Source organism: Bdellovibrionales bacterium (assembly GCA_019750295.1).
Lineage (GTDB): Bacteria > Bdellovibrionota > Bdellovibrionia > Bdellovibrionales > JAGQZY01 > JAIEOS01.
Map to the genome: position 1 here is coordinate 26,287 of JAIEOS010000009.1, position 26,992 is coordinate 53,278.

Here is a 26,992-nt window from a genome sequence, read left to right on the forward strand (position 1 = left end):
TTTGTAATGAATATTGTGATGGCTGTAGCACTGATCGTCCTTACGGTAATGTCTCGTTTCCTGGAGACCACGATCAACTTTACTCCCATACTCGCTATCGCCTTGTTCTCCGGAAGTTATTTCTTGCGAGGGTCGGTTCGATTTTTAGTTCCCCTCGCAGGAATGCTTATTGCCGATGCTTATTTTGGTTTCTACCCTGGGATCGAGTGGACTTACAGCGCCATCGCTTTGGCCGTGATTTTACAGCCTGGCCTTCGTCCTTCGGTGGTTCGGCTCGGTGTCAGATCCACACTTGCGGCTCTCGGATTTTTTGTGATTTCGAACTTTGGTGTTTGGTGGACCTCTGATCTTTACCCCGTGGCGCTCTATCCGAAAACAGCAGCGGGGCTTATCGATTGTTACATGATGGGTCTTCCGTTTTTCAAAAACACGCTCATCAGCGCGTGGATTTTTTCGGCCTTATTTTTTGGTATTCATTATTTAGTAACTCAAGTTCAAGGGAAACCAGCACCAGCCTATGGCCGACAAAAACGATAAATACCCAGACAATATCGAAGGTCGATACTTTGTCGATCGCACCTGTATCGCTTGTGATGCTTGTCGTATCACGGCCGAAAATCATTTTGGGATTGATCCCGATGACGGGCACGCCTTTGTGTCCAAGCAGCCGGTGACGCCGGAAGAGGAAGAGATCTGTAAAGAAGCTATGGAAGGGTGTCCTGTAGAGGCTATCGGCAATAATGGCTAAGGTGCTACCGATGTCCGATAAGATCAAAAAAATTAAATCCACCGATCCCTTATTTTTGAACCGCGAAATTCAATGGCTTCAATTCAATCAAAGAGTGCTGAACGAAGCTCGTGATCCCAGGACGCCTCTCTTAGAGCGTCTCAACTTCCTCAGTATCTTCACTTCGAATCTCGACGAATTTGTGATGAAGCGCGTGGGAGGCCTCAAGCGCCAAATGGATTTCGGACTACCGGGGACTTCCATTGATGGACTCAGTCCCGAAGAGCAGCTGAAGCGACTGCAAAAAGAAATTCAGTCGCAAGTGGAAGAGCAGTCGAAAATTTATAAGTCACTTCTGCCGGAGATGGTGAAGCACGGAATTCAGCTTAAAAAATGGCGAGATCTCAACGCCACGGAAAAAGCATTCGTACGTGATTACTACACCAACAATGTCTTTCCGGTCTTAACGCCTCTGGTGGTCGATCCGGCGCTGCCGTTTCCGTTTATATCGAATCTCACTTTGTCTTTAGCTGTGAGTCTAAAAACTCCAGACTCGGAGGACACGCTCTTTGCGCGAGTGAAAGTCCCGGAAGTTTTTCCACAGTGGATTCAGATTGCGGTGCCGGAGAACAAGAATAAATATGTGTTTATCAGTTTGGTGCAAATCATCCAGTATAATTTGCATGATTTATTCCCAGACACTCAAGTCCTCGACGTGATGCCGTTTCGAATCACTCGCAACGCCGATCTCGAGCGCGATGAAGAGGATGCCGAAGATCTTTTGGAGCTGATTTCCGAAGAGATCAAACAGCGTCGTTTTGCGGAGGCGGTGCGCCTCGAGCACGGTAAGAATTCCAATCCTTGGATGGTTCAGTTTCTTAAAGATGAACTTGAACTGGCCGACAGTGATATTTATCAGGTGAGTGGGCTGTTGGATTACACCAGCCTTAAGCCGATCGTGGCGTTGAATCTTCCGCATTTGAAATTTAAGTTTTGGGAACCTCAAGTTCCACAGATCATCCAAGAGACGTCAGGAACTATATTCGATACCATTCGGCGCCAAGATATTTTGGTTCACTTTCCGTACGAGAGCTTTACCGCATCGGTTGAAAAATTCATCAACGAAGCGGCCAGCGATCCCAATACATTGGCCATCAAGATGACGCTCTACCGGATGGGTGACAGCAGTAATATCATCAGTGCCCTTATCCGTGCGGCCGACCAGGGAAAACAAGTGGTCTGTATCGTGGAACTGAAAGCGCGCTTTGATGAACAGAGAAATATCTATTGGGCGCAGAAAATGGAAAAGGCGGGCATTCACGTCGTTTACGGAGTGGTCGGCTTTAAGACCCATTGCAAGACAACATTGATCTTGCGCAAAGAGGGGAGCGGAATTGCAGCCTATGCCAACATTGGCACAGGAAACTACAACAGTGTCACCGCAAAAGTTTATACGGATCTCAGTTTGTTCACGTCGAATCGATTGATTACCGATGAATTAGTCCAGTTGTTTCATTTGCTCACGGGTCGATCCTTCAAGCGTCAGTTTAATAATTTACTGGTCGCACCGATCAACATGAAGGAGCGGTTAATCGAGCTCACACGCCGGGAGATTGAGCATGCAGAGAATGGTCGACCCGCAAGAATCATTATCAAGTGTAACAGTCTCGAAGATAAAGAGTTGATTGAACTTTTTTACGAAGCCTCTCAAAAGGGCGTCTTTATCGATCTTATCGTTCGAGGATTTTGCACACTCCGACCGATGACGGAGACCATTAGCGAACACATTCGCGTGATTTCGGTGATTGGTCGTTTTCTGGAGCACTCTCGTATCTACTTTTTTCAAAATGGTGCAGAGAAGCCCATCGATGGAGATTTCTTTATCAGTTCTGCCGATCTGATGTATCGCAATTTGAATAATCGGTTGGAAGTGGCATGCCCGATTTTTGATCGGAAGCACAAGCGCCGATGTTGGGAAGTTCTTACTTTGGCCCTATCGGATTATCGGCAGGCCTGGGACATGGACGCCAACGGAAAGTATGTACAGAGAATGGATGAAGACGGGTCGGCGGATTCCAGCTCCCAAGAGCGCTTTATGCACCTCACCAGCATGCGCACCGAACTCGTGTCTGACGACTAAGTCCAGGCTTGACCCCCTTTGAATTTCTTGAAACCATTTAGGTATGAAATCCCTGAAACACACACTTGTCGTCGCGATCTTTTTCTTTTGCTGTCTTCCTCAATTTGTTTTTGCTGAATTTTGTGCTGTTCCACAAAAAAAAGCACAAATTGTTTCCACAGAAGCTGTCAAAAATAAATATGATGTTTACCCAGGTGAAGCGTTTACGGTGCTCGATGATGATCGAGCTCGTCGTCGAGTTAAAATTCAAGTGGGTGAAGGCGAATTCATGGTTCGCTCCCGAGACGTGAAATTGGTGGAGCGCCCGGCCTGCGAGCCGGATCTCTGTATTATGCTGAGCGCAGCGAACACTTACAACATAGCGCCGAATTCGAGCCAAGCCATGTCAGGAATGAGTGGAATCTTTAAAATCGTCTCTCGCTATAAAAACTGGTATCGCTTTAAATCCGACTACGGATTTGGCTGGATTAAGAGCACTCAACTGAAGAGACTTAAAGTTTCGTGCACGGGTGAGGCCGATGAGATTGAAGATCTTTTAGAAGTCGAAGTCAAAAAAATTCCCTCCGCACGTCACGAAGGTTGGAAGTTTGGAGTCGAAGCGGGGTACTATCCCATGAATCGGTCCGATGCCATGATCGATGCTCTGACTCCCATTCCTGCCGGTGGAACGCCGGTCAATAACGATACATTTGATAGCCCATTTATTCAGGAAGTGAATGATCGTTTTGGATTTTTTATTGGCGGAAATTTAGAGACACCGTTGTTTTGGATTTTACGTCATCAAATCTCTGTGGGTTATAAGTATCGCGTGATCGAGTACATCTCTCGCCCCAATCCTCCGTCGGGCGGCTCGGTGACTTTCGATCAACTGCAACGGGAAGCTGTGGATATGGACTTTCATTTTGGATACGTCACGTGGAACCCCAAGTTTAGAGGCTGGGATACCCTAGGCTTGCGTTGGCAGCCGGGAGTTCAGGTCGTCGCCGATGTGTTGATCAACGCTCAAAGTATTGATTTTGGAACAGCTCCCAACAAAACAAACTTGCGGACGAAGGGTGTGGGTTACGAGGCGGTTGAGATTTATTTTGGGCCCCGTCTCGATATCAAATATAGATCCTTGGTTTTTGCGATCGCTGCCAAATTTCATCCTGATTATGATTTCGAGCCGGAACTCCGCGGTGGTTTTCAGTTTTAGTGCACTGCTTTTGGACGAAATTATAATGGGGATCTCAAAGCCCTTGTCTTTTTTGCAGTCAACGATGGAAAAGGTGTCCGCTGTAGAATTCTCTCTAGAATTTGTTATTTAAGACCTCAACGGAGGTTTTATGAAAATTCTAGTTTTCCTTATAAGTTTAAGTTTTTCCCTTTCAAGCTTCGCCCAAGGTGTTTGTTTTGACAAGGTCGACAAACAGATGGAGCAAGAAACTGTGGCCCAAGGTTGGAGTTATCACGGCATAGAACTGATTTCGGCGGAGGCTCTCAAGGCGATGCTTCTTGATATTCCCAGCTGGTCCAACGAGCTCGATGAGAATCAGATCGTACAGATTCAGCAGTTCAGTCAAAAGTCGGACTCTCTCGAGTTTTATCTGATGACCGGCACGGGCGATTACTCTGGTGGTTACCAAAATCTCCTGGTTGTTGAAAAAGACAGCTGCGGTGTGGCCGCAGAGTTTACAACTTACGTGGAGTAAACAGGAAGGGGAGCGCTCTCTTTAAGAGCGATCCCTTTCATTCATGGGCTGAAGTCTACATTCCGAGGACGTAAGCAAAGACAAGGGGTGCGACAATGGTGGCATCCGACTCGATCACAAACTTTGGTGACTCGATATCTAATTTACCCCAAGAGATTTTCTCCGTCGGCTCTGCTCCAGAGTAAGAACCGTAGCTTGTCGTTGAGTCTGAAATTTGGCAAAAATAATTCCACTTAGGGATATCTTGCTCCAAATCCTGCTCTAACATCGGCACCACGCAAATCGGGAAGTCACCGGCAATACCGCCACCAATTTGGAAAAAGCCGACGCCGTTATTCCCAGCACCTTTGCGGTACCATTCGGCCAAACTCATCATGTAGTGAATCCCAGTTTTCATGGCGCTCACTTTGATTTTACCTTCGATACAGCGACCGGCAAAAATATTTCCAAGGGTGGAGTCTTCCCAACCAGGAACAAAAATGGGAAGATTTTTTTCGGCAGCAGCTAAAAGCCAAGAGTTCTTAGGATCAATTTGATAAAATTCTTTAAGATCTCCATTGAGAAGCATTTTGTAAAAGTATTCGTGCGGGAGGTAGCCTTTGTCTTGCTTCGAAGCTTCGTCCCACAATTTAATAATACTCTTTTCGATCCGACGAATAGCCTCGCCTTCGGGGATGCATGTGTCAGTGACGCGGTTTAAGTGTTTATCTAAAAGTTTGCGGTCGTCCTCTTGCGTGAGGTAGCGCCATTGAGGTAGGCGAACATAGTGTTCGTGGGCGACGAGGTTAAATACGTCTTCTTCCAAATTCGCACCCGTGCAGCAGATGGCGTGAACCTTATCTTGGCGAATCATTTCGGCGAGAATTTTTCCAAGCTCCGCAGTGCTCATCGCTCCGGCGAGAGTCATGAACATTTTGTTGCCCTTATTGAGGTGCTCTTTGTAAGCGACGGCGGCTTCTTTTAAAGCTGCAGAGTTGAAGTGCAAATAGTATTTATCGATAAATTCAGAAATAGTCCCCATAGGCTCTCCTCAAAAAAATGGTCTCAGTAGGAGAGATGTACTCTCTCCTCTCGGGATAATCAAGGAATCTGCAAGCCTAATTTATTAGCAGAGATCGAGCTCTTGAAGAATAAGGCCGTCTTTAATCCCTACGCCCGGGACCTTCATTTGATCGCAGCCTGTGGCCTGCATAAAGTAAGTGGAGAGAACAATGGCTGGGATGAGAACATCCGCTTGATCTGACTTCAGGTCGAAGATTTTCATTCGTTTGCCCAGCGAGTAGGGGCTGACGATGTCGTACATGCGAAGGATATCATTATAGGTCACATTTTTAGGGTTGTGCTTATTGGCGATGATGCAATTCACTTTCCCCATCCGCTCCATATTCCCACCGATACCTACGCAGTAGTCAAATTTCATATTGAGGCTGCGAATGTAGCGCATAGCCTCTTTGAGGCGAGGCTCAATGGCTTTGATTTGATCGTAGTAGTCTTTTTTACTGCGGCGTAAATCACTTAAGAGACGAACCGTACCAATTGGAAAACTTTTTCCTTTCACGATCTTGCCTCGATCCACACCGACCAGTTCTACGCTTCCGCCTCCGATATCAATAAGAAGGGCGCGGGATTTTTTAAGATCCATTTCCGCGCAAATGGCCTTAAAGACCAGCTGGGATTCTTTGTTTCCCGAAATCACCTCGAGCTCAATCCCAGTTTCTTCGTAAATGCGTTTGATCACCGTCTTCTGATTTTTGGCCTCGCGAAGGGCGCTGGTCCCGATGGCTTTGATATTTTGGCAGCCAAAATCTTTGGCAATGCGTTTGAATTTTTTAAATGCAGTAATGGTTTCTTTAAGGAGGGTCGGGGACACTTTTCCTAAACCGAAAACGTCACCTCCGAGGCGAATCGGCTCGCGCAACTTGTAGATCAATTCAAAACGCGACCCGCGGCGAGAACGTCGGGCGATGGCTAAGCGAATAGCGTTTGATCCTGCGTCGATAACGGTGATTTTGGACACGAAAAATATTAGAGCCAATTCTCAAGTCTTTGACAAATCAAATCTTAGAAATTTTTCAGATTTTCCAATGATTTTTGAGCCGAAGCGAGAGCCGTTCCGCCCGTCTGATTGCGGCTTTCCACGGAGTCCTCGAAGCTGAGACCAGGAAAATTTTCTGTTTCTTGCAGGAAGTGATGGATCTGGCAGCCGACTTCGTCAGCTTTTCGAATCGAATCGGCAATCGTTTTATAAGCATCTCGGAAAGTGGTGGTCTCTGCCATGCGATTGGCGAGATCTGTGGCCAGAACATGTCCACTATTCAAAAGCTCTTGAGCGCGAGGCTCTTGAATTTCAAGGCCCGCAATAAATGGTTTTAAAATTTCGAGACAGTGCCAGAGCTCGGTATGAGCCGATATAAAGGTCCGTTTCAGCTCGTGAATATCGCTGCCGTAGCTGGGAGTGACCGAACGCATGAGAGTCAGTCCTTCTTGCGCCTTGTTCATGACCCGCGCCATCTTTGCGCGGACAAGTTCCGGCACGTCGGGATTTCGTTTGTTGGGCATGATCGAACTGCCTGTGGACCAGTCGTAAGGAAGCTTTAATAGTTTAATTCCAGACGACGACCAGAACATGACGTCTTCGCAGAGACGGCTTAAGTGCATGGCTTGGATCGCGAAGGCATTCAGTGCGCTGAGCATATAGTCGCGGTCGCTCACGGCATCATAAGAATTGATGACTGGGCCTTTAAAGCCGAGCTCCTGAGCCAAAGCGGCAAGATCCAAACGGATATGTGTTCCGGCGAAGGCGGCCGATCCCAAAGGCAAGTACTCCATAGCTTCGGTCATGCTGGATTGGAATCGCTGGAGGTCGCGCTTGAGCGCATGTCCATGTGCCGAAAACAGGTGACTAAATCGAATGGGTTGGCCGAACTGCATGTGGGTCATTCCCGGAGTAATGACTTTTTCCCAGCCTTTGCAGCGTTGGTAGATGGAAAGGATCAATTCCTGGGTGACGTTTTTTATTTTCGCCACTTCGTCGTGAACAAACAGCCGAAGTGTCGAGGCGATCAGGTCATTGCGTGAGCGACCCAGGTGGATTTTTTTTCCGAGCTCTCCCAGTTCGCTGGTCATATAGCGCTCGAGATTCATATGAATGTCTTCATCTTCAAAGCGCCACGGGAAAGACTCTTCTTCCATTTTCATGCGCGCTTTTTCCAAAGTGTCTACCAGCTGGTTGGCCTCTGTGAGAGTGAGGTATTTCGAATGGGCCAGAGCCTTCGCCCAGGCTTTTTGGACACGAATCTCTTGGTCGTACAGATAGCGATCGACATCGATCCCTTGAGTGAACTCAAAGAGCTCCATGTTGGACGATGTCGAAATGTCTGTACTTAAGACTTTCATTGCGGACGACCACCCAATTCGCGGTGAGTCTCGCCGGCAGAGCCGCGATTTTCTTTATTCACAAGACCCGATTGCCATTGGGCAAAGGTGAGAACTCGAGACCAATCTTTAGCGGCGCGATTCAGTCCATAAGTATCTTCCTCGAAGCTGACGATCTTTTCGCTATAAAGCGAGAAAGGGCTCGAGCGGTGAGTGATCAAGACTTGTCCGGGAGCTAATCGCATCCCCACAGTTCCTGTGAGTTTTTTCGCAGCTTCGGTAAAGTAGCCTTCGAGGTTCGTGCGCGCATCCGAATGCCAAAGGCCATCATAGACGAGATTCGCGTAGGTGTGAGCTAACGTGAGAGACGTATTGTGGACATCGCGAGTCCAGCAGATTTGTTTCATTGAATTCAAACCCTTTTGGATCAGAGTGCCGCCCGGAGTTTCGTAAATCCCGCGACTTTTGACTCCCGTGACACGCTCTTCGACGAGGTCAACAAGTCCGATGCCGTAAGCGCCACCAATTTCGTTCAGCTTTTGAAGGAGTTCCGCTGGCGCCATTTTTTTACCGTTGAGTCCCACCGGGTATCCCTTATCGAAATCGATTGAAATCGACAGGGTGTCGGTCGATGTTTTACCGTTTGGTTTTAAAAACTGGAAGATCTCTTGATCGTCATAGGGCTTAGAGATGTCCTCAAGAATTCCACCCTCGGAAGAGTTGTGAAAAAGATTAGCATCAACGCTATAGCGAGGGTTCACTTCGCCGGCGTAGTCAATTTTATGCTCTTTGAGATAATTGATCAGATCTTGACGACCTTTATATTCCCATTCTTTCCAAGGGGCGATCACTTCTAATTCGGGAGCGAGGTAAGCCCACGCGCGCTCGAAGCGGATTTGATCGTTTCCTTTACCGGTGGCTCCGTGAGCGACGGCCGAGGCTCCCGATTTTTTGGCAAAGTGAGCCACTCGTTCAGCAATAAGGGGACGGGCGATCGCTGTTCCGAGAAGATACTCACCTTGATAAAGAGCGCCAGAGCGCAAGAGTGGAAACACAAAATCTTTTGCGAATTCATCTTTAAGATCCTCAAAGATGAAGTCCGAGGCTCCTAAACTCATGGCACGATCGCGCAGAGTTTTTTCCGACGGAAGGTTGCCCACGTCGCAGCAATAAGCGATGACATCAGCATTGTAAGTTTTCTTGAGCCATAAAACGATGGCGGTTGTATCCAAGCCACCTGAAAATGATAAAACGATTCTTTTCATTGCGTTCTCACCCTCCCAATTTAGTAGGGGATGAAAGTATTTGAGGAAATTCTAAAATGCAACAATAGTTTCAAGGACTTCCCTGGTCAGTTTTCTTGCAGGCAAAAAGGTATAACTCGCGGTCACAATCTTTGCGAAATACTTACAAAGTACGGTGGGAAGAATAATCCTTTTGCGACTTTCCGTTGAACCCACTAATCCGTTGAGCACCATAGGGGGGAAATCCATGATAAAACATATCATTCTTATTGCTGTTGCTGCATTTACATCTGCTTCTGTCCACGCCGAGGTGCCTCGCCAGGGATACTCAAAGGCTCAAGTGGAGGAAATGGTAAAGCACAATCAAAAGATTGCGGCCAATGACATACTCAACCAACTGACAGATATTGAATCGCTTAAAATGCAGGCAGGAGCCCTTCGTGTTCCTTACGCTGAATACAATCAAGCTGGATATCTCATCTTTAACGATAGAACCGACTATAATTCCTGGGAGGCCAAATCGGGGATGGCGAAGAATCTTCCCGAGGGCGTGACTCTTGTCGTGTTCACCGGGAATTCCGCAAAATCCCACCACCAGCAGTTGAAGAGTAAATTCTCTCAATTTGTTGAGAGTTCGCGAATCAAAATTCTATTTGCCCCGGGTGGGGAGGGTGGGTTCTGGGCTCGGGATGCGGTTCCGGTTCCGGTTTTCCAGGCCGAGGGCCTCTCGGTTGTGGATGCTCGCTACTATCACAATTTCGAAGGTGATAGTTACTTTGCGAATCTCTTCGGAGCGACGCTGACCAAACACAACTATTATTATGAGGGTGGTAACTTTCTTGCCAATTCTCGAGGCGAGTGCATTATCGTCAACAAAGATCAAACTTCGATCATGCCCGACAGTGTGTTTACCACAAAATACGGTTGCGCTTCGCTGATTCGTTTGCCCCATATCAAAGGCATTGGCCATATTGACGAAAGCGTCAAATTCATGAATGACACCACTGTCATTACGGATAGCGAACAGTACCGTGATATTTTAGATGATCATTATACCGTGGTCATGATTCCACGTCCGGCCAGAGAGTACGAGACTTACGTCAACTCACTCATCATCAACGGAACAGTTTATGTGCCCGTGTTTGGTCAGGCCGGTGATCAAAAGGCGCTTCAGATTTATCAAAGCTTTGGTCTTAAAACTGTAGCCTTGGACTCTTCGACCTTATCGAATCAGGGATTAGGGTCTGTTCACTGCATCACCATGACCTATCCACCAGTTCCGCTGAAAGAAGTGGCGGAAATGCTGAACGCCGTAGAAGTCCTCTAAGGGGAACGAGATTTGTTAAGGAGGAAAATAATTAAGGAGCGAGAGCTCCTTTTTTATTTCCAAGAGCGATTTTTCTGGAATACACTGGATTTTATGGAAGAAAAACTCTCGGGAAATCCACCCATCACTGTATTTATTTGTACGCGCTCTAAAGATAAAGGCGAGAGCTGTGGCCCGAAAGGTTCAGCAGAGCTTCGCGATCATCTTAAAGGTTGGGTGAAGACCGCGGGGTTGAGCCCTAAAGTGAAAGTGATTGCCTCGTTATGTTTAGGGCATTGTGAAAACGGGATCACGATGTGTGTGCAGCCTGAGAATCGTTGGTTTCTTAAAATCGACGCCCAGAAAGACGTGGAGCAAATCCAACAGCAGATTATCGAGCTCGCCGCCGCTCTTTAGGTAACCTTTAGGTAACAGTTCCCTTTTAGTATTGCCACGCAATACTAAAAGGGAACTGTTACCTATTGTTCCTGTTTAATTGCAATTCTTTTGGATTTCGATTTGGGTTTTGGCTTTGGCGCCGAAAACCGCCTTGAGCTGCAACTTGGAATTGCAGGCCAATTGCTTGACGTTCTCGAAGGCCACTTCGAATGATCCTCGATCGCAAAGAGAGCGGCCCTCGAAAAGTTCGTTCCCATCATTATCTTGGAGGGACCATTTGATAAAGGCTCCGCTTTGCTCGACCGAGCACAGGCCCACGATATTTAACTCTTCATCGAGCGAAGACACAGTGGCTTTGGATTCGGTAAATTGGATTCCACCAGTGTTGACGGGATTAATCACGCCCATAGTTCCGCCATCAGAGCTCGCCTCGGTCGAAGCACCACCAGCGCCCTTTGCGCCGCAGTTCTGGTAGTTCAAAATAAGTACCGAGAGTATGGCAAATATGCCTAAGACTTTGTATTGACGTCGCTTCATAATCCCCCCAAGGACTACAATCAGTGTAGCGTACTTGCGTCTAGTTTTCTAACATTTCCTCCTCAATTTTAGTCTATTGCATCAGCTTGAGACAAATACGAACCATAAGTAATTCTTGGTTTAGCCAAGACCTACGTCAAAATTTGTTTATATCTCGCGTGACTCAATTTGAAACACTTGCGGTGCGCTGTCATCCTCTTCTCTTGGGGTTGGTTTCTCGGGGGAAACCGCAATATCGAAAAAAAGAAAACAACAGAAACGGACTTCTGTTCGGGGGTTATACATGAAGTATTCATTTGCAGCATTATGTGCAGCAGGTCTCTTTGTTATGGGCTGTTCGCAAAACAACAGAGCGGATGCCGCGTCACTTGCACCAGCACAAGATCAAAATGTCGGTCAACGTGTCATCTATGGAACGGACGATCGCTTAGATTTATATCAAGTTGAGCAAGATCTTTGGAAGACAAAAGCCAACTCTACCGTGGCATTGATGTCGAGCTCTAAAGTTTCGAGTAATGGTCTCGGCGGATTCCGAATCTCTACAACAAACTACGGAACTTCCCAGAGCCTTTGTAAGAATGAACCATTCTATGAGCAAGTGACAGCGGCGTTTTGCTCGGGCTCTCTGATCGCGCCGGACATCATCATGACTGCAGGGCACTGTATTCGTTCGCAAAGCTCGTGCGAGTCCACTAAGTTTGTATTTAATTTCGCTTACAGCGCCAAAGGCGCCACGCCCAACAACGTTGGTGGAGACGATGTTTATTCCTGCAAACAGTTGATTCATAGCGAACTCAACAGCAGCAACATGTCAGACTTTGCATTGATTCGATTAGATCGTAAAGTTGTGGGTCACGATCCCATCGCGATTCGTCAGAGCGGGGGGGTTGCGGATAACGAAAATCTCGTGGTCATTGGTCACCCCTCAGGGCTTCCGACAAAGGTCGCTGGTGGCGCTTCGGTCCGCGACAACTCATTGGACGCTTACTTCATCGCAAATCTCGACACCTATGGTGGTAATTCAGGGAGTGCGGTGTTTAACGAAGCCGGCCTGGTGGAAGGAATTCTTGTTCGTGGCGAGCGAGACTTCGTTTATAAGAATGGCTGTTATGTTTCTAATGTCTGCACAAATTCAGGATGTCGTGGTGAGGACGTCACCCGCGTCTCGGAAGTTCTTAATTACGTGGATGCGGCAGAATTAGTTCCTGATGTTTCCGCATCTGCACCTTAAGCTCTGAGATCCCTAATTCTCTGATGTTAAAAAGCCGATGATTCCGTCGGCTTTTTTATTTTCTAAAGGTCGATGGACCGAACTCAACCGCTTTTCCAACGACATTTGTAAAGATCACGTCATCTTCCATGGCGAGCTGACCTCGCACAATGGTTTTTTTAGGCCAGCCCTTAACGGTCATTCCATCAAATGGGGTCCATCCCACTTTACTCTGAATCCAACTGTTTGAGATCATGCGAGAGGCCTTCATATCAACGATAGTCAAATCCGCGTCTTTACCTACAGCTATCTGACCTTTTTGATGAGCTCCATAGATGCGAGCAGGATTGATGCAAATGAGCTCGATCAAGCGCTCTAAACTGAGTTTGTTGTTGTTGACGTGGTTGAGCATGAGAGGGAGGAGAGTTTGGACTCCCGTCATTCCCGAAGGGGATTGTGGGTAAGGAAGTGCTTTTTCTTCGCGCGTGTGCGGAGCGTGGTCGGAGCCGATCACATCTACGGTTCCGTCGGCAATGGCTTTCCACAACGCCTCTTGATGATGCTTCTCTCGAACCGGCGGATTCATCTGAGCTAATGTTCCCAAACGATCGTAGCAATCGGGCGCGTGCAAAGTTAAAAACTGAGGGAGACATTCGACGGTGGCCCACTGTTTTTTGTGTTTGAGAAAGGCCATCTCTTCGGCGGTGCTCACGTGGAGAACATGCACCGGACGCTGAGTTTTTTCGGCAATATTGAGGATGCGTCGAGTGGCCGAAAGGGCCGAGTCTTCGTTTCTCCAAACCGGATGATCTTGAACTCGACCACTTTGATCTGCAATGGATTTACGATCGCGAAGGATAAATTCATCTTCACAATGAACGGCGATGCGACGACTTCCATTTTTAAAAATCTTTTCTAAAGTTTCGTCGTCAGAGACGAGAAGATCTCCCGTGGAACTTCCCATGAAGATCTTAATCCCTGAGCAGCCAGGCAGTTTTTCTAACTCGGCGATGTGCGGAGTGTTTTCTGCCGTGGCTCCCATGAAAAACGCGAAATCACATTTGGCTTTGCTGGCGGCGAGATTGAGTTTCTCCTGAAGTTTTTCAGCCGTTGAGGTGTTGGGTTTGGTGTTCGGCATTTCGAAAAAACTGGTGATCCCACCCGCAATGGCGCTCATCGAGCCGGTGTATAGATCTTCTTTGTGAGTCAGTCCGGGCTCGCGAAAGTGCACTTGGCTATCGATCGCCCCTGGAAGGACCGTGAGATTCTTCGCATCGATCACAGTTTTGGCCTTTTTAGCCAGGCCTGGACCGATGTCTTGAATGATTCCGTTTTTAACGGCGATATCGGTGATTTCCCAACGAAGGGATTGAGATTTATCGGTGACAGCACAACGACCGTCGGTAATGACTAAATCATAACTAGACATACGAACCCCTCAACTTGCAATAGGTTACAAAAAGCTCGAGAATATGATTATGGAATCAATTGTTCTTTTTGTCATGGCCCATGGGACAACGGTGATCACTATGCTTCTCGGGTCGATCATTCTTTGCGTTTTTGGACTCCTTCTTATTGGCTTTCACAGCCCCAAAGAGTTGGTGATGGGGGAGCTGGGAGCAGTGGATCGCATCGAAGGCGTGTTGCGCCGTATACTTTCTGAGCAACAGTTTGTACCGGCCGGGGGCAGCATGACTCCGGAGGGCGTTGGCGTGGCCGCTGGAACGGCGATGAATGATGATCAGGCGGCTCTTTACCGAATTCAGGTAGAGGCCCTCGAAAAAGAAATTCAGGAGAAGCAATCCATCATCGAAACTCTGGAAAAGGGTGGAGCCACGGTGGGCGACAATTCGGAACTCTTGACTTTAAAACAGAAGGTGAAGGATCTTGAGGAAAAACTCAGCGAGTACGCGGTCATTGAAGAAGATATCGCCGACCTCTCAAAATATCGCCAAGAGAACGAGGATTTAAGACAAAAAATTAGCCATGTCTCCGGGGTTCCCGCTAACGATGCCGTCGTTATGCCTTGGGATGAATTCGAAAAAGCGGTGAAAGACAAAAAAGTGAAGTCGGTGAAAGACAAAGATAATATCGATACAACAATCCAGGCTGCGGATGCTGAGACTCCGCCAATTCCTGTGGATACAACCCCTCAGGACATACCGACAATAGTGCTTAACTCAGATAATAAAGAATAAATCCTCTTTAAAGGACGCATCATGATCTTACTTCTTTTAGTTTTTCAACTGGTCCACGCCGCGCCTATTAAAAAATCTCCAGACGAAATGATCAAAGACGTGCGTCAAATTCTCACCGAGAATAAACAGCTCGAAAACATTAAGCAGTACGGCCCTGACGGTTACCTTCAGCTGTTATCTATCGCAAACTCTCCTCAAGAATCCATCGAGGTTCGCTGGAATGCCATGATGGCGATGGCCCGCATTGGTGGCGTTCACAGTATTCCGGATCTGGAAAAGAACCTGACTCATTCTTTGTGGTATATGCGCAGCGGGGCATTGAACGCTCTCAGTTTGGTGGAAAAAGACCGTGGTTTGGCGCGTGCGAAGCAATTACTTAAAAACGATCCTGCTTTGTTAGTGCGCGCCTCGGCTCTCCAAGTGGTGGCTCAGCAGTCGACAGTGGAGAGTAAGTATCTTTGGACGGAGCTCTACAATCCCTTAAATTTTGACAACGGTTATAGTTTATCCATTCGAAAAAGTATTATTAAAGTTTTGTCCAAGGCTCCAAGTAAAAAGGAAGCTCCTAAATTCATCGCTTTGATTCGCGACAAGGATCCTGAGGTGCGCACGATTGCGATCCATACCCTGGAGTCTTTATCTAAAAGGAAGTCTCCAGCAAGCCCTCTCCCAGACTCGGTGGTGTCTTACTGGCAAGGTTGGTACGAAAAGGCGAACTTCTAACGTTTTTTGGTATTTCGTAACAGCGTACGTTCAATCGAAATTTCACGGGTGATTCGGTAGAAGATCACCTGTTCCTCGAGGCCATCACTGGCTTTCTTTTCGGGGCTGGAAATAAAATCTCGCACCACTTCCTTATCCTTAGCGATCGAAACTTTAGTGCGGCCAGGGCCCACTTTAATCACGTTGATATTAAGAACATAGCGATTTCCGCCGGTCATGGTTTTGGTCTCGTGGGGGGGCTTAAAGGCCGCGGAGCCCCGGATAGGGGTGGTTTGGATCTGTCCTAAATCCATATTATTGATGCGGAGAGGGTAGCTAATGATCGCCTGCTGTACGGCGCGCCAGGTTTCCTCAAAACTCGCTTTGTATTCCCGCTCGGGGATTTTATCGACATTTTCGTCGTGATCCGGCGCCGACGAACACGCCGTAAGTGCCAGAATTAAAAGCGAAAATAAAAAAGCTCTCATACTTTTGATTCTACATAAAAAAAAGCCAATGTCCAACGGTCATCCTCGGTGTCCACAATGCTTAGAATGGTGACAGTCTTTAACTTATTTTCAAACCCAGTGACAAAATTTGTGTTTTCCCACGCGTTCCATCATTATCGCCGCATTCCCAATGAATTTTAATAAAAGGAGTTACACGTGAAGATGTTTTCAAAAATAGTATGCGCTTTGTTTGTAGGGGCCATCGGCGTCCAAGCTTCGGCCAACAATTATGTAGAATCAGAAATGCTAGATTCTCAACTTGTTGACGGTGCAGTGGAGATGATGGAACAGCGTTTAGGTCGCAACTTGAGCGACGACGAAGTTGAGAAACTCGTTGAAGAAATGCTTTCCAGTGAAGCGGCACAAATCGCGAGCGATGAGATTATTCTCGACGCGCAAATTCTTCCGACAGCCGGTGTATCTATTGTCGTGAACAGAGCTTCGCAAAGAATGACTGTATCATGGCCTGGTGGACAGGACACGTTTCCTGTGTCGACGGGTGGAGGACGTAAGTGCCCTAAAAACGGAAGAGCCTGTTACAATGCAGGAACCCCTGCTCGCAGCGGAATCACGGGTCAAACGTACACCGGTAACTCTAAATTCTCTAATCTTTTCCGCGTTCCACTCCCTTGGGCGACTCACCTTTGGGGCGGGTTCTATATTCATGCAGCTCCGGCAGGAACTGAAGGCTTGTTGGGCACAAGAGCATCAGGTGGATGTATTCGAACTCCTTATGCTAAAGCGAAAATGATCGTCGAGCTCATTCGACGTCATGGACCTGCAACTTACACCATCAATTAATACTAGAACGTTTTTCGAAGACCGAGTTGGAGAATATCGAACTCGGTCGTCTGACCCGAAACGGGGCTCTTGTAGGTCGTCCGACCGTAATCCCCAAAGATGGTCCAACTGTCGAAAGCGGCAGATGGATCCAGGCGAATTCCAAAGCTCGCACCGAGCTCACGATTTTCTAAGTTAAAATTAAAATCCTGTCCTGTCGGACCAAAACGGGCATCCACCCAGAAGTGATCGTTCTCAAGAATAAATTTACCCTGAAATCCAATAAATGATTTAAAGCCAAAATTGAGACCATCTTGGAACATGGATAAGTAATATCCGCCCACGGCAAACTTCAGGGGAAGCTTATCGATGCCCAATGGAGTCGTGTAGACCAACCACTGATCACCGCGGAAGAGCGGCGTCGATTCAAACGGGGCCAATTGCGGTTTGCTCGCTAAAGGAATCGACAGCGAAAAAGTTCCCTGAACTTCGAGATCAACGTAAACGGGAACGTAAATTCCGAAGCCCACCATGGCGCTCATTTGACTGAATGTATCGTTGAGGAAAGTTTGATCGAGCGTGAACTGACTCATTCCGAAAACCGCATCAAACGCAAACGTTTGATCGAAGACTTCGCCTTTTTGCCCGGGCTGTTCTTTGAGCCAACGGTTATTGACTTTATTCTCTGAATACATGTTTTCTTTAAATACATAATGTTTTTGCAGTCGAAGTAGGCGCTCTTCATCGGACTCAAAACCCAAACCAAATTCGTTATTGGTGATCATGTTTTTAGGAAGGAGAGTAATCTTTCGTCGCGCATACACCGACGGAATCCAACCGATCTTGTGTTGGACTCGACCTTCTTTGTCCACAACTTTATAGCCAATCTTATAGTAGAGTTGGAGATTGCTTTGAGAGGTGCGGATTTCGTTGACGACAGCAAATGCCGTATCGAAGAGGAATGCTTTTGTATGTTGATCGATGCGATCGAGGCAAAGTCCTTGGCTCAAGTAACAATCTTTATGAGTCCAATATCCAGGTTGAGAAAAGACGGGGATAGAGCTCATGTCGCGTGGAACTAAAATGTCCATTTCTACCGCAGTTTCCATGGGAGAGATTGACTCGTAATTTCGCCAGTCATAATAGGTGTAAAGATCCATCGGATCGTAATCCGAGCGGCGAGCGATGCGTTTCCAAACGCCTTGGCTGTCGCGATCCATGCGCATTTTTTGGATATATTCGTCGGGCGAGTCGATCACTTTAACGAGTTCGCCCGGTTGAATTTTAACGTGAGGGCGTCCCATCGTGTTTGGATTTGCATAAGCGTCTTTGGGCTGATTTCCTGGGATCGGGCGAAGTTCGATAAAGTAAATCACACGCTGTTTGATTTCATCATTGCGAATAACTCCAAGCTTCGCCTCTGGTGTGGCGTAAGCCGCAGGTGGAGCCGACGTGGACGCGGGTGCTGGCGGTGCTTGGCGTGTGGGCTCTGAGGACAGCTGGCGCATTTCGTGATTTTGTTTTTGAAGTTCGGGATGAATCTCTTCTAAAGATTTTTGCTTTTGGTCTTGATCCGTAAGAAAATTTAACGATTTCTTAGATTCCTCTTTGCTCAGATGAGAATCTTCAACAAAAATGGACCCGAAATGCACGCCACCTTCGGCATACGAATATACACAATACGTGTTTATTATAAAAACACTTGTGATGAGTCTCAGTAGTTGCAAGAATCGTTTTACGTGTAACATGTCAAAATTACTATCGGTAATGGCCAGATCCATTATGAGGCAAAATGGACTTTTTAAGCAAAATAGCGACTTTGGGCGGGTCTTGAATTGCGAAAGAGGAAAAAGTTTGGAAAAATGGTAGAGTGTTACTAGTCTTAAGGTGGGGTGATTATGCGTCTAACTTTGTTCTTTTCCATGATTTTTATTTCGGTGTTTACTTTTGCACAAGATGCCGCGGACGAGAATTTAAACTTCAATATGGATCCTCCATCGATCGCCAAACAAAAGCAGCAGCAAGTTGGTCGCATGCGTACCATTAAACTTTACAAAGCCAAGGGCCAAATCGGTGAGGCGGACAACGGAATGCTGGCCATTCGCGAGCCAAAAACGATTAAAAAAGAGGAACTCGCTGTGATTCAAAAGCTTGTCGACGAGGAAAATCGCGACCGTGCTGTAATCATCGATGAAATCAGTAAGGTCAACAAGTTTGATGAAAAGAAAAAACAACAGTTCGTCAATGTGTACTATTCAACATGGAAGAACGTCGACCCGAAAGGGACTTACTATTTTGAAAAAGCCACTTGGCAGAAGAAATACTAATCTAAAAACACTCAAGGATTGAGAAATGTTAAAAAGGATTTTGTTCTGTGTCGCCCTTTTACCGACTCTGGCTCAGGCCCAGAATTTTGAAAGTGCCTTCTCCGCCATAGGTTTACGTGGGATCACCGGCTACGCCGGCTTTGGTTTCGCGAGCTACGAAGTGACGACTCCCAGTGATCGTTTTCGTATGGATCAAGGAATCTTCGTCTACGCGGGAGTCGAGCGACGGTTTGGAACAAGTCCGTTTTTTATCACCGCTGCATTTAATTATCTCAAAACAAACGGAGAGTCTTTCTACGATTATACGACTCTCGGAGGGACCCAGTACACGGGACAGGACATTGGCTACAGTGCCTCCAATTATCAGATCGGTATGGGTCTTAAGATGAAGCTCTTCGCCGACAGCTGGGCCCGCCCCTACCTCGAAGGAGGAGGACTCTTCGGATATCATGAGCTCACCTATACTAAAAATCTGGAGACGATCACTGGCGGGAGCGGTTATAAAAGAAAAGATGGTCTCACTGGTCTAGGGTATTACGGAGAGGGCGGAATCGAAGTCGACTTTGCAGAGACGGCGGGAATAAAAGTGGGACTTCGGTATCAAGAGACCACCACTCGGCCTTTCGAAACTTTAGCCAATCAAAAGTTAAAATTCGAATCGACGATCTTCCAAATCGCCTTCCTCAAAAAATTCTAAAAGGTACGCCGAGCCTTTTCTCTTAGGGTTGTGCCGAGAAGTAGGGGTTTGTTCCGGAAGAGTGGTCAGTCACGTCTTCGACGTTTTTGACGAAGGGAAAATTGGCCTTAAGATGCTCGGAGATTCCCTGCTTGAGAGTCATTGCCGACATTCCGCAGCCTTGGCAGCCGCCGCCCATAAAAATGTAGGCGGTGTTGTCTTTAAAATTTTTCAATTCGGCCCAGCCTCCGTGCATCGCCAGAGACGGGTTGATCGTTTCCTGCATAAACTGGAGAATTTGTTTCACTTCAGGCGTGTCGGGCAATGTGTTCGGAACTTTTTGTTCCACCGTAATTTCTAAAGGTGCAGTAGCGACATGCTCTTCGAGTAAACCTTGAAGCGGCTCCAACAATACATCCCAATCGACCCAATCTTGTTTGGTGAGTTCCACATAATTGGGTCCAATCTTTAGCGCTTGGGTCCAAGGAAAGCCAAAAAGTTTTTTTGCGAGTGGAGAGGTGAACGTTTTTTGTTCGGCAGAGTACTCAGCCGTGTGGTCGGCGATGTCCTGCGGAAATTCGAAACGATAGGTCTGTTCGTTGATGGGTTTTACATTCATGGCCGCCAACTTAAATGGTATTGGGTGTTGGCGCAAGGTTCATCCGTGTTTTTAGAGGTTTACGGAAATAGAGGGGGAAGCCTTCGGCCTGATCTTACGAAATGGACCTCTAACGCGGCTGCGGCGTAAACTCCAAACATTTACCCGATAAGTTTTACAGGGGTTATAACACAATTGGTAGGTTAAACCTGAGTAATATCAATCACTTGTAAAAAATCATGTAAATCCTATAAAAACGACAATTTTTGTTCACAAATTGTAGACGGGAACAGTAAAGCTAGGGGGTCAATACAATAAAATTTATAGGTATTCCGAGTATTTAGCTTTTCCATATCTGGGTACAGTTCTTGAACATTACTCAGGTAGGAATCTTAATTTAGGGGCTAGAATGCGTTTAAATGCTTTGCTGCGATTGTTGGTGTTCATAAGTTGTGGGAGTGTACTCACTTTAGACGCTTATGCCGTCGACTCTAAATTTATTTCCGATTACGAAAATAGCGTACTTACTGAAGTTCAGCCGGGCCAACTGGGTGCGATGTGGAAAGCTCGCATCTATGGAGAAGGGGCCGACCTCGAATCTCAGACCGCACAAATCGGTGGCTTCGAAGTCAGCTTCGAAAGTAAATACAAACTCTTAGAAAATCTAGAAGCCCGTGCCGACGTTCGTGGAAAATTTGAAAACGGCCGTACTCAATCTTTCTTTGGAGATCTCGAGCCTCTCTCGGGAATTCTTGTGAGAGAAGCTACAATTAACTACAAACCATTTTATAGCGACGTCCTTTCGGGCAAGGCTGGAATCATCGATCAAGATGTTTTAGGGATGCCTCTTCTTATGTATCGCCGCGCATTCCCGGGAGTCTCTGCAAAAGTTCGCGGGCAGTGGACCGAAGAGTTTTCGACCTCCGTCATGTCCCAAGCCTTAATTCCTACCTCCTCAACGTTATCAACTCGTACGGTGGAAAAAGAAGCGACTCCGCAATTTAATACTCACACCTTATCCTTAGACTATGATCAAAAGACGCAAACTGGAGTTCATTTATTTGGTTTGGGAATTTCTGGATCTCTTTATGAGTTTAAAAACCTTCCGAGCTTTGTCGCTTTCGAAAGTCAAAAGCGCGGAAATTTCTATTCTCAGGTGAATGGTCCCAACAACTCGTCCTTCGCCTTCCCATTTAGAGGCTGGTTTGCCAAAGCCTTTGCGGATTATAGAATCAATCATCGAGTTCAGCCCTATATCTCTTATCAGGTGATAAAAAACGAAGAAGCGCCCGCGACCTATAATGATGGTCAAGTGGTCGCTGTCGGTACGGTCATCATGTTCCAGAACTACAACTGGTTTGTGACCTACGAAAATTTCTTCGCCGAGTCGGACGTGGTTCCGGCGTTCTACAACAGTTGGGGTTATGGAAACACCAACAAAAAAGGGAACGGCGTAGATACTTCTTTAGAATTTAAAAAATACAATTTTAGATTGAGAGCTCAGTATTACAAAGCTGATGTTCTTAATCCTGATGGCTTACAACAGAATCAAGATTACTTCTATTTTGGGGTGGAGACAGCCTATGACAAAATCTAATATGTTCAAGTGGGTCGTAGTTGCATTAACTGCAACGGTGTTAAATGCCTGCGTTAAAGCAGAGAAGCGTCAGGATATCGATACGGGGAATCCAGATCCTCAGAAGCGATTTCGCTTTAGCCGATCTAGTGGTGGACAAGTCGACGTGACGGGCTACGCCGAGAACTTATTAACGTCCGGAGATGTCACGATCGAAGGTATTGATACAACGAGCGATGTGAACACAGGAACCGTCACCAATCGTCAGTACAATTTAAGACTTTGCGGAATCTCCGATGTGCGCGCAAGGAACAACAGCATATTAGGCGCTAAACTCAAAATCCACAGTGACCTTGCGTTAGTGCCTCGAAAAAATGCAAATGCCGCCGTAGATCCTACGATCGTGCATGTGGAAAACAACGACTGTATCTATTGGGCTGTAGTTGTTCCGTTTAACCACTATGCCGATTCGGTCAATCTCGAAGTGAACTTCGTTATTCTCTCGATGGCCGCGCCAAAATCTTACATCCATAAGAAGGTTCTCTTTAATCCTTGGAACAGATCTCGTGGTGGCGACAACCCCGAATTTTTAGACATCACGCGCACAGTAGTGAGCGATTCTCTTCGTCGTCAGCCTTGGGCTCGTGGTGAAGATGATATTTATAAAGCCCTTAAAGGGGATCTCGTTTCAACGCCGAAGCGTTTAGAGATCAGCTCCGTAGCGGTGACGCCGTTACAGAAAAACCGTGAAAACTACGTTTCTAAAAACAATTTAGGCGCCGAAGCAAACCAAGATTTAATCAATGAGGCTGATATTGAAATCCGCCGCAGCATGAATCGTCTGCAGCCGCTGGATCTCTTTTTAAACTTACAGCTTTCGGGTTTAAAAATTCGGCTCAAGAATTCTTCAGGCACCCCCTATGACGATAGTCAAAGAATGGGTCGCTATCGCATCCAGGCGCAAATCATCGCCACCGATCTGGATACTCGAGGTTATCACATCATTACGGATCGTAAATTCAATGCCGCCGATAAGATTTGGTCAACAAACACAATGGGTGTGAGTGCGCTCATTCCTCTCTCCGTGATGATTCGTCCCAACTGGGGGAATTTACAACTCGCTTTAAGAGTCGAGTCTTTCGACGTTCCTGAGGCTGAACCCTTTCAAGCTCTTTACACTTTGGGGCAGTTTAGTGATATCGGTCGGTCTCAATCTCTATCTTTTGATTTGAGCTCTTACACACGCTCCAATTCCCCGCAAAATCTAGATTTCGATTATGCGAAATATCTAGCTTCGGCGACAAACTATGAACAGTGGCAAAAAGGTCTGACGGAGGGTCTTATCCCGACAGAGGAAGAGCTTCGACGTCAGTGCGTACAAAAGAACGGTTCCGAAAAAAACTGTGTCCCAATGTATGGAACTCTCGAGAGAGGATTCCCGCGATTCCGATTTAATCTCCTCAACGTTCTCTTCAGTCGGATTATGCCTGGAGACACGGCGACAGATCGTACAATTCAATATACCGTTGATACATGCCTCGTGAACAACGTCACTCAACAGAGTCCTGGTCGAGGGCTTAAATTCGAAATCACTACAGAAGACCGTGGAATTCCTTTTAAGCTTGTTCGCGAAACGGACCATCAAGGCTGCTTGCGCTGGTTTGGAATGATCTCTCATAAACCCTATCATCGTGAAAACTTGGTGCGAAAGGTTTCCCACCTTAAATATTTAGGGACGGACCTCGGGCGCCAGGAATTTGATCTCGATTACTACATCAACCCTTGGGACGAAAAGTTTACCTTTGGTCGAGATGCTCGCGCTCTCCCTGAAGAATATCTGATGCAGATTGATGCGGCTCAAAAAATTGCACCCCCGACTCGCATTTTGATCACTAACTTTAATTATGATGCCATCGGTTTTAGATATGTGATCGATAAGTTTATGAATTTAACTGTTAAGAAATCTGTTTTGATGGCGGTCGAAGCGAAGATTCTAAAGTACAACAGTATTATTTGGGGACGAAGTGGTCTCTCCGAACTTCGCGATGGTATTTATCTTTTAAAAGTGGCGATGCAGAAGGATTACTTAGATCCTACGGCTCCCGGACGCGCGATCTCCGTAAATAAAAGGACGGGACAGCGTCGTCTACGCACCGAAAACGCCAATGATAGTGAGACGAAACAATTCCTCACCGTTAAAGAGGCTCTCGTGCGGGTTCTTGGTGGAAAAATCGTAACACCGATCGAATTTGACGTCACTGATCTTAGAACTCTTCGAATTCGCGCTCAGTTATTTATACAAGTGGAGACCATTGACGAAAAATTACTTCGTCTCGCAGTTCTTCTTGATGAGCGATTGACTTCGATGATGGGTCAGAACGGGACGGAGCTCACTCCTCAGGTTCTTAATGAGCTGGCCGACCAAGAAAAAATTCAAAAAGAATTGGAAGTGGCTCGTCAAGCGGCCGATCAAACTCAGATAGCTGCATTGGCAGAGCGTTTACGCCTGAGTGAAGAAAAAGTGAAAAACCTTTTAAAAGGAATTGATCGCACGACTATGTCCAGAGTTCTTTCCGAAATGGCGCGGATACGTAGCCTAGGAGAGACGGGTGTATCCAATGATCGTAATCGTCAGTACCAAGCTGTGAATTCGGCATTGAGAACCACGATTCAGGCCATTCAAAATAAAATTAAAAACAAGATTGAGGCGGAAACCGCTCGATCCGCCGAAGATTACGTGCAGAAGCGCGAGCAAGAGTGTGCTCAGATCGTCAAAGATCTAAAGGCAGCGGGTCGTCATGAAGAAGCTCAGTTGTACGATATCACATCGTCAAACAGGGCGGACGGAGCTCTTTGTCGTATCGACTTGGATAAAGAAAACCGTTTCTACTATTTAACATCAACTTTAGATATTGGTTCTGATCGTTGGTTGCGTTCCATCCTTACTGCGGAAGAGTATGCTCAGTTCCAGAGTAGCTCGTTACGGGATGACTTCACAAAACCGTACATGCCGAACTATGACTTTGATTTGCTCTCTAACCAGGGAGACGAGAAGGAAAAAGACGAAAATGGACAAGAGTGGGGAGAGCGAGTTTCCGGACTTCCTCGCCGTACTTTTATTGGTCCAGTCACTTTCGTATTGAACGGGAACGGTTCGGCGATGCGTCCGACCGATGTTCTTGATGAGAGCCGATGTCAGGGAACTTGTGCGGTGCTTGATGAGTCCGAGAAGAGCATTACGAACAATTCAAACTTCATGAAGGATCTCCGTGAAAAAATGGTGAGAGCCTTTGGAAATGCGGTCAACGATGCCTACGAGCGTAGCCCTTATTTTGGTTACGTGGGCCACTTCTACAACAAGCAGGTGGAAGATTTGATTCCGTTGTTTCGCGGGGTTCGTTCTCAATATATTCAAGAGATGGAAAAGCTCTCCGAAGTTGGGAACCTCGTCGAAAAGATGAACATGCAATACGTCTCTTTTGGTGATTCCCAAGAGAAGGTGCGCTATTTGGATCAAGATTGTTACAAGCAATGGAAGTCACAGGTTGATGCGACTTATCGTCGCTGGCAGAATGCCGCCACAGAAGAGGATCGTGAGTACGTGATTCCAAATCTGCCTGAGAGTTGTTTGAGAGATTCCGAACGCCAAGTGACGAAGCAAGAATTCGTGAACAGCATAAATGAGAAGAAGTCGGTCTCTCTTGCGATGCAAGATTTAAAAGAATTCTCTAAGAACGGACTGATGTCAGAAAAGCTCAGCTTGGAAAAGAAGCGAGATGTTCTGATGGGGCTTTGCACAGAATTGACCGCGCAAATGGTGCCGCGAAATACCGAAGAGCTCGATCGTCATATCGAAAAGGGCCTCCATCGTTTTGCGCTTCGTGCGACGGCAGTCCCTCACAATCGTCAGTTTATCTTAGGTAAAGTGCGTGCGATTGAAGAGAACTGTCAGTCTCTGGTCCGTACGTTTTATAGCGATGCGAAACGAGCGATTCAGGGCATGAATAATGTTAAGGATCAGAATTTCAAGATCGCCACTTTAGCTCGATTACTACCGATGCAGGTCGTTCGTAACGCTCGCGTTCTTGATACGTCTAACAGATACATCTACCGCGATGGTAAGACGCTCAACTATTCCGTAGGTACAAGCTTTAGCTTATCAAATAGCTTTGGCGTGAATCGTGGTATGAAGTTCGATCCGCTCGAGTCTTTAGAAAAGCTCTCAGGTGCGGTGGGTGGACGAGCTGGAGATGCCGCCAACAAATTTATTGGTGTCGCAGGCGGTATGGTGAATTTCGCCTGGGCTCAGAACGAAAACGTTTCTCGTTCCAACGGAACATCGGTTTCGGACGGTACGACGTTATCGGCGCAGATTTCGACTCTCGATATTGAATTGTCGGAGTGGGAAAAGTGCGTCACCGTCCGTTTCGATGCAAAATATTATAGAGAAGCGATCGAAAGCCTCGTGAGAAACGATGGTGCGGCCGTCGGGTACGACACGAAGTTTATCTCTGGAATTGGCTATATGATGTGCTCTGGAGACCACGACAAGATGGACGATCTTAACGAAGGAAAACAACTTCGCGTTCGTGAAAGATATTACTATCTCACTCAGATCTTTAATGAGGGGGATATGCAGGATCCTCAGTCTCTGGCGAACCATCCTTGGATGCTCCAGATTCGTGGAGTTCGAGATTTTGCAATCTTCCAGGCGGCTCTGAAAAAGCCAGAGCGAGAGTTAAATTGGTGGTCAATGTATGGTTATGCCCGTAATGACTTGGTCTCTATGGCTCAGTTAGGAGCCGATCAGCGACATAACGATCGCTCATCCATGGAGATTGTGAATTACGAAGATGAAGCGAAAGCTCTTCAGATGATGAAAGAGGCTTACGTTCAGTCATTACCAACATTCCCAGGACTCTATCAGTTCTCCGACAGTCCGGATGATCTTGTCACAGATTGGTTAGAAGTCGCTCGTTAAGAGCGGCTTTGATTTC

Annotated in this window: 24 protein-coding genes; 15 read left to right on the forward strand and 9 right to left on the reverse strand. The window is 46.7% G+C overall.

Features of this window, described 5'->3' with window-relative positions:
• Window positions 1–6: 6 nt before the first annotated feature.
• The 5 genes from K2Q26_02975 (at window position 7) to K2Q26_02995 (ending at window position 4,558) form a co-directional block, all read left to right on the forward strand.
• Window positions 7–537 (forward strand): hypothetical protein, encoded by a 531-nt coding sequence (locus K2Q26_02975; protein MBY0314454.1) that lies wholly within the window; start codon window positions 7–9, stop codon window positions 535–537.
• Window positions 518–748 (forward strand): ferredoxin, encoded by a 231-nt coding sequence (locus K2Q26_02980; protein ID MBY0314455.1) that lies wholly within the window; start codon window positions 518–520, stop codon window positions 746–748. Before K2Q26_02975 ends, K2Q26_02980 begins: the two co-directional genes overlap by 20 nt.
• 10 nt (window positions 749–758) lie before the next feature.
• Window positions 759–2,867 (forward strand): polyphosphate kinase 1, encoded by a 2,109-nt coding sequence (gene ppk1, locus K2Q26_02985; protein ID MBY0314456.1) that lies wholly within the window; start codon window positions 759–761, stop codon window positions 2,865–2,867.
• Between the two features lie 43 nt (window positions 2,868–2,910).
• Window positions 2,911–4,062 (forward strand): hypothetical protein, encoded by a 1,152-nt coding sequence (locus tag K2Q26_02990; protein ID MBY0314457.1) that lies wholly within the window; start codon window positions 2,911–2,913, stop codon window positions 4,060–4,062.
• A gap of 130 nt (window positions 4,063–4,192) precedes the next feature.
• Complete coding sequence (locus K2Q26_02995) at window positions 4,193–4,558, forward strand: hypothetical protein (GenBank protein MBY0314458.1); 366 nt, start codon at window positions 4,193–4,195, stop codon at window positions 4,556–4,558.
• A gap of 55 nt (window positions 4,559–4,613) precedes the next feature.
• Here the strand turns inward: K2Q26_02995 and K2Q26_03000 are convergent, their stop codons facing one another.
• The 4 genes from K2Q26_03000 to K2Q26_03015 all read right to left on the reverse strand — a co-directional run bounded on the left by K2Q26_03000 (window position 4,614) and on the right by K2Q26_03015 (window position 9,198).
• Window positions 4,614–5,579 carry a deoxyhypusine synthase family protein gene (locus K2Q26_03000; GenBank protein MBY0314459.1) on the reverse strand — a complete coding sequence of 322 codons (966 nt, stop codon included), beginning with the start codon at window positions 5,577–5,579 and terminating at the stop codon, window positions 4,614–4,616.
• 84 nt (window positions 5,580–5,663) lie between these two features.
• Complete coding sequence (locus tag K2Q26_03005) at window positions 5,664–6,593, reverse strand: hypothetical protein (GenBank protein ID MBY0314460.1); 930 nt, start codon at window positions 6,591–6,593, stop codon at window positions 5,664–5,666.
• 26 nt (window positions 6,594–6,619) lie between these two features.
• Window positions 6,620–7,954: an argininosuccinate lyase gene (gene argH / locus K2Q26_03010; GenBank protein MBY0314461.1), complete on the reverse strand. Its 1,335-nt coding sequence runs from the start codon at window positions 7,952–7,954 to the stop codon at window positions 6,620–6,622.
• A complete protein-coding gene (locus tag K2Q26_03015; GenBank protein MBY0314462.1) occupies window positions 7,951–9,198 on the reverse strand; it encodes an argininosuccinate synthase in 1,248 nt (415 codons plus the stop codon). Before K2Q26_03015 ends, argH begins: the two co-directional genes overlap by 4 nt.
• A gap of 226 nt (window positions 9,199–9,424) precedes the next feature.
• Here K2Q26_03015 and K2Q26_03020 point away from each other — a divergent pair, with 226 nt between their 5' ends.
• Window positions 9,425–10,504 (forward strand): agmatine deiminase family protein, encoded by a 1,080-nt coding sequence (locus K2Q26_03020; GenBank protein ID MBY0314463.1) that lies wholly within the window; start codon window positions 9,425–9,427, stop codon window positions 10,502–10,504.
• A 93-nt stretch (window positions 10,505–10,597) separates the two neighbouring features.
• On the forward strand, window positions 10,598–10,900 hold the full coding sequence (locus K2Q26_03025) for a (2Fe-2S) ferredoxin domain-containing protein (protein MBY0314464.1): 303 nt from the start codon (window positions 10,598–10,600) through the stop codon (window positions 10,898–10,900).
• 75 nt (window positions 10,901–10,975) lie between these two features.
• On the opposite strand, the gene K2Q26_03030 is transcribed toward K2Q26_03025, so the two are convergent.
• Entirely contained in the window at window positions 10,976–11,419 is a 444-nt protein-coding gene (locus K2Q26_03030; GenBank protein ID MBY0314465.1) for a hypothetical protein, read from the reverse strand.
• Between the two features lie 328 nt (window positions 11,420–11,747).
• Here K2Q26_03030 and K2Q26_03035 point away from each other — a divergent pair, with 328 nt between their 5' ends.
• On the forward strand, window positions 11,748–12,650 hold the full coding sequence (locus K2Q26_03035) for a serine protease (protein MBY0314466.1): 903 nt from the start codon (window positions 11,748–11,750) through the stop codon (window positions 12,648–12,650).
• A 55-nt stretch (window positions 12,651–12,705) separates the two neighbouring features.
• Here K2Q26_03035 and K2Q26_03040 read toward each other — a convergent pair whose 3' ends face one another.
• Window positions 12,706–14,058, reverse strand: coding sequence for a dihydroorotase (locus tag K2Q26_03040; GenBank protein MBY0314467.1), 1,353 nt, complete (start codon window positions 14,056–14,058; stop codon window positions 12,706–12,708).
• Window positions 14,059–14,107: 49 nt separating this feature from the next.
• Here K2Q26_03040 and K2Q26_03045 point away from each other — a divergent pair, with 49 nt between their 5' ends.
• Both K2Q26_03045 and K2Q26_03050 read left to right on the forward strand, forming a co-directional pair.
• Window positions 14,108–14,827 (forward strand): hypothetical protein, encoded by a 720-nt coding sequence (locus tag K2Q26_03045; GenBank protein ID MBY0314468.1) that lies wholly within the window; start codon window positions 14,108–14,110, stop codon window positions 14,825–14,827.
• 21 nt (window positions 14,828–14,848) lie between these two features.
• Window positions 14,849–15,550, forward strand: a complete 702-nt coding sequence (locus K2Q26_03050) for a HEAT repeat domain-containing protein (GenBank protein ID MBY0314469.1) — start codon at window positions 14,849–14,851, stop codon at window positions 15,548–15,550.
• Here K2Q26_03050 and K2Q26_03055 read toward each other — a convergent pair.
• Window positions 15,547–16,017, reverse strand: coding sequence for a hypothetical protein (locus K2Q26_03055; GenBank protein MBY0314470.1), 471 nt, complete (start codon window positions 16,015–16,017; stop codon window positions 15,547–15,549). The genes K2Q26_03050 and K2Q26_03055 overlap by 4 nt on opposite strands.
• A 177-nt stretch (window positions 16,018–16,194) precedes the next feature.
• Between K2Q26_03055 and K2Q26_03060 the strand changes: the two genes are divergently transcribed.
• Complete coding sequence (locus K2Q26_03060; protein MBY0314471.1) at window positions 16,195–16,839, forward strand: L,D-transpeptidase; 645 nt, start codon at window positions 16,195–16,197, stop codon at window positions 16,837–16,839.
• A 2-nt stretch (window positions 16,840–16,841) separates the two neighbouring features.
• On the opposite strand, the gene K2Q26_03065 is transcribed toward K2Q26_03060, so the two are convergent.
• Entirely contained in the window at window positions 16,842–18,470 is a 1,629-nt protein-coding gene (locus K2Q26_03065) for a hypothetical protein (GenBank protein MBY0314472.1), read from the reverse strand.
• A gap of 246 nt (window positions 18,471–18,716) precedes the next feature.
• On the opposite strand from K2Q26_03065, the gene K2Q26_03070 reads away from it, so the two are divergent.
• Window positions 18,717–19,145 carry a YdbL family protein gene (locus tag K2Q26_03070; protein ID MBY0314473.1) on the forward strand — a complete coding sequence of 143 codons (429 nt, stop codon included), beginning with the start codon at window positions 18,717–18,719 and terminating at the stop codon, window positions 19,143–19,145.
• 25 nt (window positions 19,146–19,170) lie between these two features.
• Window positions 19,171–19,842, forward strand: coding sequence for an outer membrane beta-barrel protein (locus tag K2Q26_03075; protein ID MBY0314474.1), 672 nt, complete (start codon window positions 19,171–19,173; stop codon window positions 19,840–19,842).
• A gap of 22 nt (window positions 19,843–19,864) precedes the next feature.
• On the opposite strand, the gene K2Q26_03080 is transcribed toward K2Q26_03075, so the two are convergent.
• A complete protein-coding gene (locus K2Q26_03080) occupies window positions 19,865–20,440 on the reverse strand; it encodes a NifU family protein (protein ID MBY0314475.1) in 576 nt (191 codons plus the stop codon).
• 388 nt (window positions 20,441–20,828) lie between these two features.
• On the opposite strand from K2Q26_03080, the gene K2Q26_03085 reads away from it, so the two are divergent.
• Together K2Q26_03085 and K2Q26_03090 are read left to right on the forward strand one after the other, a co-directional pair.
• Window positions 20,829–22,016, forward strand: a complete 1,188-nt coding sequence (locus tag K2Q26_03085) for a hypothetical protein (protein MBY0314476.1) — start codon at window positions 20,829–20,831, stop codon at window positions 22,014–22,016.
• Window positions 22,003–26,976 carry a hypothetical protein gene (locus K2Q26_03090; protein ID MBY0314477.1) on the forward strand — a complete coding sequence of 1,658 codons (4,974 nt, stop codon included), beginning with the start codon at window positions 22,003–22,005 and terminating at the stop codon, window positions 26,974–26,976. Before K2Q26_03085 ends, K2Q26_03090 begins: the two co-directional genes overlap by 14 nt.
• The last annotated feature ends 16 nt before the right edge of the window (window positions 26,977–26,992 follow it).

Coding starts and splice junctions, on each gene's coding strand:
- K2Q26_02975 (MBY0314454.1), top strand. CDS start 7: ATGAATATTGTGATGGCTGTAGCACTGATCGTCCTTACGGTAATGTCT.
- K2Q26_02980 (MBY0314455.1), top strand. CDS start 518: ATGGCCGACAAAAACGATAAATACCCAGACAATATCGAAGGTCGATAC.
- ppk1 (MBY0314456.1), top strand. CDS start 759: ATGTCCGATAAGATCAAAAAAATTAAATCCACCGATCCCTTATTTTTG.
- K2Q26_02990 (MBY0314457.1), top strand. CDS start 2,911: ATGAAATCCCTGAAACACACACTTGTCGTCGCGATCTTTTTCTTTTGC.
- K2Q26_02995 (MBY0314458.1), top strand. CDS start 4,193: ATGAAAATTCTAGTTTTCCTTATAAGTTTAAGTTTTTCCCTTTCAAGC.
- K2Q26_03000 (MBY0314459.1), bottom strand. CDS start 5,579: ATGGGGACTATTTCTGAATTTATCGATAAATACTATTTGCACTTCAAC.
- argH (MBY0314461.1), bottom strand. CDS start 7,954: ATGAAAGTCTTAAGTACAGACATTTCGACATCGTCCAACATGGAGCTC.
- K2Q26_03015 (MBY0314462.1), bottom strand. CDS start 9,198: ATGAAAAGAATCGTTTTATCATTTTCAGGTGGCTTGGATACAACCGCC.
- K2Q26_03020 (MBY0314463.1), top strand. CDS start 9,425: ATGATAAAACATATCATTCTTATTGCTGTTGCTGCATTTACATCTGCT.
- K2Q26_03025 (MBY0314464.1), top strand. CDS start 10,598: ATGGAAGAAAAACTCTCGGGAAATCCACCCATCACTGTATTTATTTGT.
- K2Q26_03030 (MBY0314465.1), bottom strand. CDS start 11,419: ATGAAGCGACGTCAATACAAAGTCTTAGGCATATTTGCCATACTCTCG.
- K2Q26_03035 (MBY0314466.1), top strand. CDS start 11,748: ATGGGCTGTTCGCAAAACAACAGAGCGGATGCCGCGTCACTTGCACCA.
- K2Q26_03040 (MBY0314467.1), bottom strand. CDS start 14,058: ATGTCTAGTTATGATTTAGTCATTACCGACGGTCGTTGTGCTGTCACC.
- K2Q26_03045 (MBY0314468.1), top strand. CDS start 14,108: ATGGAATCAATTGTTCTTTTTGTCATGGCCCATGGGACAACGGTGATC.
- K2Q26_03050 (MBY0314469.1), top strand. CDS start 14,849: ATGATCTTACTTCTTTTAGTTTTTCAACTGGTCCACGCCGCGCCTATT.
- K2Q26_03055 (MBY0314470.1), bottom strand. CDS start 16,017: ATGAGAGCTTTTTTATTTTCGCTTTTAATTCTGGCACTTACGGCGTGT.
- K2Q26_03070 (MBY0314473.1), top strand. CDS start 18,717: ATGCGTCTAACTTTGTTCTTTTCCATGATTTTTATTTCGGTGTTTACT.
- K2Q26_03075 (MBY0314474.1), top strand. CDS start 19,171: ATGTTAAAAAGGATTTTGTTCTGTGTCGCCCTTTTACCGACTCTGGCT.
- K2Q26_03080 (MBY0314475.1), bottom strand. CDS start 20,440: ATGAATGTAAAACCCATCAACGAACAGACCTATCGTTTCGAATTTCCG.
- K2Q26_03085 (MBY0314476.1), top strand. CDS start 20,829: ATGCGTTTAAATGCTTTGCTGCGATTGTTGGTGTTCATAAGTTGTGGG.
- K2Q26_03090 (MBY0314477.1), top strand. CDS start 22,003: ATGACAAAATCTAATATGTTCAAGTGGGTCGTAGTTGCATTAACTGCA.